This window comes from uncultured Aquabacterium sp., assembly GCF_947366995.1.
Lineage (GTDB): Bacteria > Pseudomonadota > Gammaproteobacteria > Burkholderiales > Burkholderiaceae_C > Aquabacterium.
This window is the reverse complement of record NZ_CANBCC010000099.1, coordinates 1-10,027: the sequence shown is the minus strand read 5'-3', so window position 1 is coordinate 10,027 and position 10,027 is coordinate 1. Positions and strand designations below refer to the sequence as shown.

At 67.4% G+C, this 10,027-nt stretch carries 8 protein-coding genes; 4 read left to right on the top strand and 4 right to left on the bottom strand.

Features of this window, described 5'->3' with window-relative positions:
• From Q0Z44_RS17475 to moaA, 4 genes are all read right to left on the bottom strand, one after another.
• A partial coding sequence (locus Q0Z44_RS17475) for a protein adenylyltransferase SelO family protein (protein WP_298015156.1) occupies nucleotides 1–314 on the bottom strand: 314 nt, incomplete at its 3' end.
• Between the two features lie 204 nt (nucleotides 315–518).
• Complete coding sequence (locus Q0Z44_RS17470; protein ID WP_298015154.1) at nucleotides 519–773, bottom strand: MoaD/ThiS family protein; 255 nt, start codon at nucleotides 771–773, stop codon at nucleotides 519–521.
• Between the two features lie 25 nt (nucleotides 774–798).
• Nucleotides 799–2,790 (bottom strand): type IV pili methyl-accepting chemotaxis transducer N-terminal domain-containing protein, encoded by a 1,992-nt coding sequence (locus tag Q0Z44_RS17465; RefSeq protein WP_298015152.1) that lies wholly within the window; start codon nucleotides 2,788–2,790, stop codon nucleotides 799–801.
• Between the two features lie 12 nt (nucleotides 2,791–2,802).
• Entirely contained in the window at nucleotides 2,803–3,786 is a 984-nt protein-coding gene (gene moaA, locus Q0Z44_RS17460; protein ID WP_298015150.1) for a GTP 3',8-cyclase MoaA, read from the bottom strand.
• Nucleotides 3,787–3,973: 187 nt separating this feature from the next.
• On the opposite strand from moaA, the gene Q0Z44_RS17455 reads away from it, so the two are divergent.
• From Q0Z44_RS17455 to Q0Z44_RS17440, 4 genes are all read left to right on the top strand, one after another.
• Nucleotides 3,974–4,687 (top strand): response regulator, encoded by a 714-nt coding sequence (locus Q0Z44_RS17455; protein WP_298015148.1) that lies wholly within the window; start codon nucleotides 3,974–3,976, stop codon nucleotides 4,685–4,687.
• Between the two features lie 100 nt (nucleotides 4,688–4,787).
• Nucleotides 4,788–6,056 (top strand): nitrate/nitrite transporter, encoded by a 1,269-nt coding sequence (locus Q0Z44_RS17450; protein WP_298015146.1) that lies wholly within the window; start codon nucleotides 4,788–4,790, stop codon nucleotides 6,054–6,056.
• Nucleotides 6,057–6,080: 24 nt separating this feature from the next.
• Nucleotides 6,081–7,535: a NarK family nitrate/nitrite MFS transporter gene (locus Q0Z44_RS17445; RefSeq protein WP_298015144.1), complete on the top strand. Its 1,455-nt coding sequence runs from the start codon at nucleotides 6,081–6,083 to the stop codon at nucleotides 7,533–7,535.
• A 30-nt stretch (nucleotides 7,536–7,565) separates the two neighbouring features.
• Nucleotides 7,566–10,027: nitrate reductase subunit alpha (locus Q0Z44_RS17440; protein ID WP_298015142.1), on the top strand; the 2,462-nt coding region annotated here is incomplete at its 3' end.

Here is a 10,027-nt window from a genome sequence, read left to right as displayed (position 1 = left end):
CCCGCCTGGTCGATCAGCTCACCGAGCAGCAGTGCGCGGCCGTCACCCAGCTGCCGTGAGAAATGCCCGAACTGATGACCGGCATAGGCCTGCGCCAGCGGCTGTGCGCCGTCCGGCACCGCGTTGCCAGCCAGGACGGCCACGCCCTCCGGGCTCTCCAGCACCTGCGGGTCCAGACCCAGCTCCGCGGCCAGCGGCGCGTTGAGAAAGAGGAGTGAGGGCGAGGGCACGGCCTCGGGCTGCCACGGCGCGTAAAGCCCTTCCAGGTCACGCGCGTAGGTGTTGTCGAAGCGGAAGGCGGTGGAAGCAGACATGGGGCAAGGCCGGCAACGAGGGGAGGACCGGACAGTATGCGCAACTCGCCGCCGCCGCGGGCCGGACGCGGGGCTTGACCCTTCCCACTCCTCGGCCGCCAGGTGCCTCATCGTGAGGCACCCCAACTCGCCCGCAGTGGCCAAACCACTTCCCCCCGGCTTGCCAACAAAGTTATCCACAGAAAAAGTGGATAACCCCTTCTCTCAGCCGCCCGTCACGGGCGGAAAGAACGCCACCTCGGCACGCTCTGTCACCGAGTGGGCGTCGTCACACAGCTCGTGGTCACACGAGACGCGGATGCCGGCCCGCGCGGCCAGTGACTCGGCATGCAGCGGGCTGCGGGCCATCAGTGCCTCGCGCACTCCGCCCACGGTGGGCGTGCTCAGTTGGTGCAGAGCCAGGGTGTCGCCGTCGCCCAGCTTCTCGCGCAGCGAGGCAAAGTAGCGGATCGTGATCATGTTCTGTGTCGGAAGAGGGTGGGGGTCAGTAGGGTTGATCCAGCGTGAGCGTCACGTGCGTGCCGGCTCCATCGGAGCGCACGTCCAGCCGGGCCCCGATGCGCTCGGCCCGCTCGCGCATGATGCTGATGCCCACGTGGGTGCCGTCCGGCGCGCCGTTGTCGACGTCGAAGCCGCGGCCGTTGTCGCGCACGGTGATGCGCCAGCGGGGGCGCGCCACCACATCGAGCCAGACTTCGCTGGCCCCGGCATGCTTGCGCACATTGGACAGCGCTTCTTGCACGATGTGCAGCACCTGGATCTGCACATCGGCTGGCAGCGGCACGCCATCGTCCTGATACTGGAAGTGCGTGCGCAGGCCCGCCTGGATCTCGAACTTGGACAGCGTCTCGCGCAGGGCCAGGTCGAGCTGGCCGCTGTCGGTGCGCACCCGGAAGTGCAGCAGCAGCTCGCGCACATCGCTGTAGCTTTCCTTGATGCCCGCGTCCAGCTCCGACATGGTCGACTCGACGGCCGCGCGGTCCTGCTTGTTCATCGCCGAGCGCAGCAGCGCCATCTGGATCTTCAGGAAGGCCAGCGACTGGGCAATGGAATCGTGCAGCTCCTGCGCGAGCAGCTTGCGCTCGCTGGCCACCGCTGACTCGCGGTCCAGCGCGGCCATGCGCAGGCTTTCCATCGCGCCCGCCAGGTGGCTGCCCAGGGCCTCGAACAGGCTGCGGTCTTCCACGCTGAAGGCGGTGTCGCTGCGGTAGAAGAGCTCGATCTCACCCAGCAGCCGGTGCTGCAGGTTGAGCGGGATGGTCACCAGCGTGGTGTAGCCCTCCTCGGCGCAACGGCGCTGCACCTTGGCAGCGCCTGCATCCTCCTTGCGCGCCTCCTCCATGATCGGGATCACGCGCAAGCGGGCTGCCGAGCCGGGCTGAGGCCGGTCGCCGCAGAAACAGGCGCCCGTCAGGACGCACTGCTCCTCTTCGGCGAGGATGCGGGGCAGGCTGTCGCTGGCGAGCAGCATGTAGCGGTCGTTGGCCTCGTCCGACCAGCGGATGGCCACCGCATCGGCGTGGGCGATCAGGCGCATCTTTCGCGCAAAGCCTTCGCCCAACGCCTGCAGCGTGTCGGCCGACGCCACAAAGGTCGACACGTCGTACAGCGCCTTGAGCCGCGCCTGCTCCTTGCGCAGCTTGCCGGTCTTCTCGGCCACCTTGGCTTCCAGGCCGCCATACAGGGCCCCGAGCCGCTCCGTCATGCGGTTGAAGCCCTCGGCCAGCTCGCCGAGTTCGTCGGCCGCACCCGGCGGCACCCGCGCGGCGAAATCGCCCTGCTCCACCCGTTGCGCGGCGTGGCGCAGGTTGGCAATCGGCTCCAGGATCACGACGTGGCTGGCATACAGGATGGCGAGCGCGCTCAGCACCGCCAGCACCATCATCACCAGCTGGAAGGTGTGCAACGCCACCGTGCGTGTCTCGAGCCGCTGTTCGATGGACGAGACGAGCGCATCGACTTCCTCGACGAACGCTTCGACGCGCAGGATGTGGTCCTCCGGCTGCTGGCTCGACAGCGACTGCAGCACCTGCGCACGCAGCACGCCCCAGCTGTGTTGCACGCGCGCCAGATGCGCCTGCACCTCGTGGTTGCCCGGCACGCTGAGCGGCCGCCGCGAATCCCCGTTGGTCAGCAGCGCCAGGCTGCCGTCGAGCTCGGCCACACGGCGCATGACGCCCTGCAGCGCGTCGGCATCCCGGCCGGCCTGCAGGTCGCGCACCTGCAAGGCGATCTGGTACGACCGCATGCGCATGCGCCCCGCCTCGTTGATGGCCGCGGCGCCACCTTCCAGCTGCCACGTCACCCACATGGACAGGCCCACCGTGAACAAGGCCACGGCCAGGAAGACGCCACCGATGCCCGCCAGCTTGCGCGCAAGCGTCAGGTCGGACGAGCGCGACAGCGAAGACCCCGGGCGATCCGGGCGGTCGTGGACGTCGGGCGGCGGTTCAGCAGAAGGGGACACAAGGGCCATGTTGCGCGGCGGTCAGCCGCCCGTCTGGGCCATGAAGCGCACGATCTTCTCCGGCCGGTCAGTGAACTCGTGCCGCTCCGGCTTGTGCGCAATGCCATTCACGATGGCCTGGCGCAGCTCGTCGTCACCCGCGCCGTCACGAAGCAAGCGGCCCAGCGGCACCTGGTCATTCTGCCCGAGACACAGGTAGAGCGTGCCGTCCACCCCCAGGCGCACACGGTTGCACGCCGCGCAGAAGTGCTGGCTCATGGGGGTGATGACCCCGAAATTCATGCCGCTGTGCGGGTCGACCCAGTAGCGTGCCGGCCCGCCCCCACCGCCACCCGGCAGCTGCGGAATCAGCCCGGTCCGGCGGGCGAGTGCTTCACCCAGCGCCGTCAGGTCACGGCCCACGGTGGCCCGGCCGGTGTCCCCCACCGGCATGGGCTCGATCAGGCGCAACACCAGCCCGTGCTGGCGTGCGTAGGCCACCATGTCTTCCACTTCGTGGTCGTTGACGCCCTGCTGCACCACCATGTTGAGCTTGATGGGCGCAAAGCCCGCCGCCACGGCGGCGTCGATGCCGCGCAGCACCTCGCTGAGGCAATCGCGCCCGGTGATGCGCGCCATGCAGCCCGAATCCAGGCTGTCGAGGCTGATGTTGAGCCGGTCGACGCCCGCCTGCCGCAGGGGCAGGGCCATGCGGTCGAGGCGCGTGGCGTTGGTCGAGACGGACAGGTCCTGCAAACCGGGCAGGCGCTTCAGGCCCGCCGCGAGCGTGTCCACGCCCCGACGCAGCAGCGGCTCACCGCCCGTCAGGCGCACGCGGCGCACGCCCAGGCCCACGAACAGCCCCACCAGGCGCCGCATTTCGTCCAGCGTCATCCAGTGCGCCGGTTCCTCGAAGCCCTTGAAGGACTTGGGCAGGCAGTAGGTGCAGCGCAGATCGCAGCGGTCCGTGATCGACACCCGGAGATAGTCGATCACGCGTTGGTACGGGTCGATGAGGGTCGGCATGACAGCGGACGGCAAGGCAGTGAGCATCGTGGCCTGGCCAGTCTAGAGAGCCATGCGCGGGCTGACCATCCTTCTCTAGCAGTAGTCCCCCCTGTCCACCCGACAGAGCGCCCCCCCCCTGCACAGGCCGGACAACATGCCGGACAATCGGGGCCCTTTGTCGCTGCCCTCTTCCCACGGAGCTGCCATGCCCATCCGCCTGCTCGTGGTCGACGACCACACCCTCTTCCGTCGCGGCCTGATCGCGTTGCTCGGTCAGTTCAGCGAGCTGCAGGTGGTGGCCGAAGCCGGTGATGCCGGCGAGGCGCTGCGCCACATCCAGGCTCACCAGCCCGACGTGGTACTGCTGGACAACCACCTGCCCGGCGTGCACGGCATCGACGCCCTGCCCCAGCTGCTGGCCCACCAGCCGGCACCGCGGGTGCTGATGCTCACCGTCAGCGAGGACGCGGACGACCTGGCCACAGCGCTCTCGCGCGGGGCCAGCGGCTACCTGCTCAAGACGGTGGAAGGCGATGACCTGGTCGACGCCATCCGCCGCGTGCACCGGGGCGAATCGGCCGTCTCGCCAGAGATGACGGGCAAGCTCGTGGCCGCCTATCGGCAGGCGGTGCAGCAGTCGCCAGGCGCACCGGCCGACGCGCCACCGCCCGCGGCCACGCCCACCGCAACCGATCGGGCCACCGATGCCGCCCCCCATCCGCTGGCCAAGCTCTCGCCACGCGAACGCGACATCCTGCGCGAGATCGCCCGCGGCGCGAGCAACAAGGAAATCGGCCGCAAGCTCGACATTGCCGAGACCACGGTGAAGATCCACGTGCAGCACATCCTGCGCAAGCTGAACCTCACGTCGCGGGTCCAGGCCGCCGTGCTGGCCTCATCTGATCCAGATCAAACCTGACCGCCGGACTACTCCGATCGAACGACCCCACCTGATCCACAGAAGGATACCGACGCCCACCTGATATTCCGACACTGCCGACATGGAAAAGGAGTCGACCATGTCGAGCAGTAACAGGAGGGCCATCTCGGTTCTCGTCGTGAGCACGCTGGCTTTCACCGTGTGCTTCATGGTGTGGATGATGTTCGGGGTCATCGGGATCCCGCTGAAGAAGCAGCTGGGCCTGTCTGCCACGCAGTTCGGCCTGCTCACCGCCACGCCGGTGCTGACCGGCTCGCTGGTGCGTGTGCCGCTGGGCATCTGGACTGACCGCTTCGGCGGCCGCATCGTGTTGTTCATCACGATGCTCGCCTGCGTCGTGCCGATCTGGCTGATGGCTTATGCCACCGAGTACTGGCACTTCCTGGTGCTGGGCCTGTTCGTGGGGCTGGCCGGCGGCTCGTTCTCGGTCGGCACACCGTACGTGGCCCGCTGGTTCCCCAAGAACCAGCAAGGCTTCGCGATGGGCGTGTTCGGCGCCGGCAACTCGGGTGCTGCCGTCAACAAGTTCGTCGCGCCTATCATCGTGGTGGCCCTGGGCTGGACGATGGTGCCGCAGGTGTACGCGGCCATCATGCTGGGCACGGCGCTGATCTTCTGGTTCGGCAGCGCCCACGACCCGGCCCACCTGGTTCCCCCTGCCAAAGGCGGCTTTGCCGCCCAACTCAAGGCCCTGAAGGACCCGCGCGTCCTCAAGTACTGCCAGTACTACAGCATCGTGTTCGGCGGCTATGTGGGCCTGTCGCTGTGGATGGTGCAGTACTACGTCGGTGAATACGGGCTCGATCTGCGCGTGGCCGCCCTGCTGGCCGCCTGCTTCTCGCTGCCCGGCGGTGTGCTGCGCGCCATCGGCGGCTGGCTGTCCGACAAGCACGGCGCCCACAAGGTGACCTGGTGGGTGATGTGGGTGAGCTGGATCTGCCTGTTCCTGCTGAGCTACCCGCAGACCGACTTCACCATCCAGACCCTCAACGGCCCGCAAACCTTCCACATCGGCCTGAACGTCTACACCTTCACCGCGCTGATGTTCGTGCTGGGCATTGCCTGGGCCTTCGGCAAGGCCAGCGTCTTCAAGTACATCAGCAACGACTACCCGCAGAACATCGGTGCCATCAGCGGCATCGTGGGGCTGGCCGGTGGCATGGGCGGCTTCATCCTGCCCATCCTCTTCGGCTACCTGCTTGACCTGACGGGCGTCCGCTCCAGCGCCTTCATGCTGCTCTACGGCGTGGTGTGGGTCTCGCTGATCTGGATGTACCTGACCGAAGTGCGCACCCGCGACGTGCTGGGTGGCGAACCGCAAGGCGCCGTTGCCGGCCGCCGCTCCTGATTTCTCCTGAACAAGGACCTCACCATGGCCATTCAAGCAAGCACGGCGGGCGCCAAGCCCCGCCCGGGCTCGACGCTGACCGTCTGGACGCCCGAAGACAAGGCCTTCTGGGCCTCGCAAGGGCAGGCGATCGCCAAGCTCAACCTCTGGATCTCGGTGCCTGCACTGTTCCTGGCCTTCGCGGTCTGGCAGCTGTGGAGCGTCGTGGCAGTGAACCTGCCGCAGATGGGCTTCCAGTACTCGACCAACCAGCTGTTCTGGCTGGCCGCAGCACCGGCGCTGTCGGGCGCCACGCTGCGCATCTTCTATTCGTTCATGGTGCCGGTGTTCGGTGGCCGCCGCTGGACGGCCATCTCCACCGCGTCGCTGCTGATCCCCGCCATCGGCATCGGCGTGGCCGTGCAGGACCCGACCACGCCCTACCCGACCATGCTGATCCTCGCGCTGCTGTGCGGCCTGGGTGGCGGCAACTTCTCGTCGTCGATGGCCAACATCAGCTTCTTCTTCCCGAAGGAGCGCAAGGGCTCAGCCCTGGGCGTCAACGCCGGCCTGGGCAACCTGGGCGTGTCGGTGGTGCAGTTCCTGAGCCCCATCATCATCTCGGTGGGCGTGTTCGGCTTCCTGGGCGGTGACTCGCAGCACATCGTCAACAAGGCCGGCCAGCAGGTCGAGGTGTGGGCGCAGAACGCCGCCTTCGTGTGGGTGCCCTGGATCGTGCTGGCGGCGCTCGCGTCGTGGTTCTTCATGAACGACATCGCCGATGCCAAGGCTTCGTTCGCCACGCAGGCCGCCATCTTCCGCAACAAGCACAACTGGCTGATGTGCGTGCTGTACCTCGGCACCTTCGGCTCCTTCATCGGCTATGCCGCGGGCTTTCCGCTGCTGATCAAGTCGCAGTTCAAGGACGTCAACCCCCTGGCCTACGCCTGGATCGGCCCGCTCGTCGGCGCCCTGATCCGTCCGGTGGGCGGCTGGCTGGCCGACAAGCTCGGCGGTGCGCGCGTGACCTTCTGGAACTTCATCGTGATGGCCGCAGCCGTGGTCGGCGTGCTGTGCTTCCTGCCCAAGACCACGGGCAGCGCCTGGGCCCTGCCCTTCGGCCCGCACGAAGGCAGCTTCACCGGCTTCTTCCTGATGTTCCTGGTGCTGTTCCTGACCACCGGCATCGGCAACGGTTCGACCTTCCGCATGATCCCCGTGATCTTCCTGAACCTGAAGACCCGTCGCGTGCCCCGCAACGACGAAGTGGCCCAGGCCGCTGCCCTGAAGGAAGCCAACACCGAAGCCGCGGCCGTGCTGGGCTTCACCGCAGCGTTTGCGGCCTACGGCGGCTTCTTCATCCCCAAGAGCTACGGCTCGGCCATCGCCGCCACCGGCGGCCCCGAGCTGGCCCTGGTTGCGTTCATCGCCTTCTACCTGCTGTGCATCGGCCTGACCTGGTGGTACTACGCCCGCCGCGACGCCGAACTGCCCTGCTGATCCCCCTTCTTCTCCAAAAGAGCCAAGAACATGAGCCACTTTCTGGACCGACTGACCTTCTTCTCGCAAGCGAAGGAAGGCTTTGCCGACGGCCACGGCGTCACCACGGGCGAAGACCGCACCTGGGAAGACGCCTACCGTCACCGCTGGCAGCACGACAAGATCGTGCGCTCCACCCACGGCGTGAACTGCACGGGCTCCTGCTCGTGGAAGGTGTACGTCAAGGGCGGCATCGTCACCTGGGAAACCCAGCAGACGGACTACCCGCGCACCCGCCCCGACCTGCCCAACCACGAACCCCGTGGCTGCGCCCGCGGCGCCTCGTACAGCTGGTACCTCTACAGCGCCAACCGGGTCAAGCACCCGATGGTGCGCGGTGAGCTGCTCAAGCAGTGGCGTGCTGCCCGCACCGTGGCCAAGACCCCGGTCGACGCCTGGGCCACGCTGATGGCCAACGAAGAGACCCGCCGCAGCTGGCAGAAGCAGCGCGGCCTGGGCGGCTTCGTGCGCACCACCTGGGACGAGGTCAACGAGATCATCGCCTCGGCCAACGTCTACACCATCAAGCAGCACGGCCCGGACCGCATCATCGGCTTCTCGCCGATTCCCGCGATGTCGATGGTGTCGTATGCCGCTGGCAGCCGGTATCTCAGCCTGATCGGTGGCGTGTGCATGTCGTTCTACGACTGGTACTGTGACCTGCCTCCGGCCAGCCCGCAGATCTGGGGCGAGCAGACCGACGTGCCGGAATCGGCCGACTGGTACAACTCGAACTACATCATCGCCTGGGGCTCCAACGTGCCCCAGACCCGCACGCCCGACGCCCACTTCTTCACCGAGGTGCGCTACAAGGGTGCGAAGACCGTGGCCGTCACGCCCGACTACTCCGAAGTCGCCAAGCTGGCCGACATCTGGATGCACCCCAAGCAGGGCACCGACGCCGCCGTGGCCATGGCCATGGGCCACACCATCCTGCGCGAGTTCTACGTCGAAAAGCGCAGCGCCTATTTCGACGACTACGCCCGCCGCTACACCGACCTGCCGATGCTGGTCATGCTCAAGGAGCAGGACACCCCGGCCGGCAAGGCGCTGGTGCCGCACCGCTACCTGCGCGCCAGCGACCTGAACGACCAGGCCGTGCAGGGCAGCAACCCCGAGTGGAAGACGCTCGCCTACGACGGCGAAGGCCGTGTCGTGGTGCCGCAAGGCTCGATCGGCTTCCGCTGGGGCGCCGAAGGCCGCGCAGATCAGGGCAAGTGGAACCTGGAGGCCAAGGAGGCCGTCGAGGGCCGTGAGGTCAAGCTCAAGCTGTCCGTGCTGGAAGACGAGCAGCACGCCGAGACGCAGAAGGCAGACATCCAGGCGGTGGCCTTCCCCTACTTCGGCGGCATCGATTCGCCGGGCTTCCCGAGCAACAAGCAGGGCGACGTGCTGCTGCGCAACGTGCCGATGCAGCGCATCACCGTGCAGGAAGCCGGCCAGAACCGCGAGGTCTGGGTGGCCACCGTGTACGACCTGCAACTGGCCAGCTACGGTGTCTTCCGTGGCCTGACCGACCGCAACGGCCAGCTGGTCGACAACGGCGCGAAAAGCCTCGACGACAACGTGCCCTACACCCCGGCATGGCAGGAGCAGATCACCGGCACGCCGCGTGACCAGGTGCTGACCGTGGCCCGCCAGTTCGCCGACAACGCCGACAAGACCAAGGGCAAGTCCATGGTCATCATCGGCGCGGCCATGAACCACTGGTACCACTGCGACATGAACTACCGCGGCATCATCAACATGCTGATGATGTGCGGCTGCATCGGCCAGTCCGGTGGCGGCTGGGCTCACTATGTGGGCCAGGAAAAGCTGCGCCCGCAGACCGGCTGGACGGCCCTGGCCTTCGCGCTCGACTGGTCGCGCCCGCCGCGCCAGCAGAACTCCACCAGCTTCTTCTACGCGCACACCGACCAGTGGCGCTATGAAAAGCTTGGCGTGGAAGAGGTGCTCTCGCCGCTGGCCGACAAGTCGCAGTTCGGCGGCAGCATGATCGACTACAACGTGCGCGCCGAGCGCATGGGCTGGCTGCCGTCTGCCCCGCAGCTGCAGACCAACCCGCTGCAGGTGGTCAAGGACGCCGCCGCCGCAGGCGTCGATCCCAAGGACCACGTGGTGAGCAGCCTGAAGAGCGGCTCGCTCAAGCTGTCGTGCCACGACCCGGACCACCCCGCCAACTGGCCGCGCAACATGTTCGTGTGGCGCTCCAACATCCTCGGCTCGTCGGGCAAGGGCCACGAGTACTTCCTGAAGCACCTGCTGGGCACCACCCACGGCGTGCAGGGCAAGGACCTGGGCGCCGATGAAGCCAAGCCGACCGAGGTCGTCTGGCACGACCAGGCGCCCGAAGGCAAGCTCGACCTGCTGGTCACGCTCGACTTCCGCATGAGCACCACCTGTCTGTACTCGGACATCGTGCTGCCGACCGCCACCTGGTACGAGAAGAACGA

Bases quoted from the DNA above. Each gene is read 5' to 3' on its own strand.
- Q0Z44_RS17470 (WP_298015154.1), bottom strand. From the start codon at position 773: ATGATCACGATCCGCTACTTTGCCTCGCTGCGCGAGAAGCTGGGCGAC.
- Q0Z44_RS17465 (WP_298015152.1), bottom strand. From the start codon at position 2,790: ATGGCCCTTGTGTCCCCTTCTGCTGAACCGCCGCCCGACGTCCACGAC.
- moaA (WP_298015150.1), bottom strand. From the start codon at position 3,786: ATGCCGACCCTCATCGACCCGTACCAACGCGTGATCGACTATCTCCGG.
- Q0Z44_RS17455 (WP_298015148.1), top strand. From the start codon at position 3,974: ATGCCCATCCGCCTGCTCGTGGTCGACGACCACACCCTCTTCCGTCGC.
- Q0Z44_RS17450 (WP_298015146.1), top strand. From the start codon at position 4,788: ATGTCGAGCAGTAACAGGAGGGCCATCTCGGTTCTCGTCGTGAGCACG.
- Q0Z44_RS17445 (WP_298015144.1), top strand. From the start codon at position 6,081: ATGGCCATTCAAGCAAGCACGGCGGGCGCCAAGCCCCGCCCGGGCTCG.